At 35.4% G+C, this 1,408-nt stretch carries 1 protein-coding gene; it reads right to left on the bottom strand.

The annotated features are described in order from the left end of the window. A partial coding sequence (locus DN410_RS27470; protein WP_149178819.1) for an IS4 family transposase occupies nt 1–1,316 on the bottom strand: 1,316 nt, incomplete at its 3' end. Between the last annotated feature and the right edge of the window lie 92 nt (nt 1,317–1,408).

Here is a 1,408-nt window from a genome sequence, read left to right on the forward strand (position 1 = left end):
AGACGAAGGAGAACCTTTGATAATTCTTGGGTGTTTTTGTGTAATGCTTGGTAAAAAAGTAAAAAATAATCCTTAATTATGTACATCGCTTTATATTCACTTAGCTCTTTCTGTTTCTTACGTAACAGGAGTTCTCGCATTTTAAACATAGTAGAAGAGCATAATAGAATACTAATGAGTTGCCCATAAAGGTGACATTCTAATCGTTCTTGTTTAATAGATTTACAACGATGAATTTGAAAGCAAGATTTCCATATTTTAAATAACAGCTCAATTTGCCAACGCAGTGAGTATAAATCATAGATTTTCTCTTTCGGTACCCATTCCGTAGGAATGTTTGTCATATATACCGTAATTCCTTGTAAAAGTTTCGTACGCTCTGTATATGTAATCCCTTTTTTCTTTTCACGAATAGCCCGATCATGTAGACGTTTCTGTTTTTGCTCCTCTGTACATCTATAAACCACAATGCGAGTGGGTAGTTTGTCTTTGCTCCCTACATATACATCATGTAATTCATACACTTGGCCAGGTTGTAATTGGTTCATGATGTCTTCCAAATGAATTTGTATATATATCGGTCTCAATTGAGCAGGTTTTGTTTTAAATACCACTGTTTCGAATTCTTTTCTATATATTTTAGTTGGTAATTTAAGACGCGATAAATAATACCCTTCCTTATCTTGGATCGATTTAAAGTCTTGTAAACGAAAATACCCTAAGTCACGAATATATAGTTCATTCTTTTGTGTCATGTCCATTCGAGTCGCCCCATATGCCTGATCACTTCGTTTTCCTGGTTCAATTTTCACATCAGAAAACTCTCCACTCAACAAGTCATACTCTAATTGAATTTTCACACCAGCTGTATGACTACAGCCTCCGGCACCAGGATAAGTAGCTGCGAATCGATTTGGAACTTGAAAGGTTGTAGAATCAAGGATGCGAATCCGCTCAAAGTAAGCAGAAAGAGAATGAGCAATTGTAGATGATCCTCCAATTTTAGCTTGTAGAAGTGTAGTAAATACATTTCGAAAGAAGGCTACAGAAGCCGAGTTAAATCGTCGATTCAGTCCCTCAGGACTTAATAAAATTCCTGTTGAAGTTTCTAATTGACTACAAAGTTGAGTAAGAGAGGTTGTAGCGATTTGTTGATTTAACCATACACACAAAGATAAAAAATGGTGCCCATGGCACTTACGTTTTCGTTTCATTCCACCAGCTTCTAAAGCTAATTGATTAAGTGTAGCGGGAGACATATATCGATATAACTCTTCGGCAAATAAAGACAGCTCTTGTTTTTGATGCATATTCATAAAAAGCACGTCACCCTTTCTCATTAACATAAGAGAATAGTAACGTGCTTTTAAATTTAAGAATAGTCTAAATCCTTAAGTTGATGGATGTG

The sequence above is a fragment of the Bacillus sp. SH5-2 genome (assembly GCF_008368905.1).
Lineage (GTDB): Bacteria > Bacillota > Bacilli > Bacillales > Bacillaceae_G > Bacillus_A > Bacillus_A luti.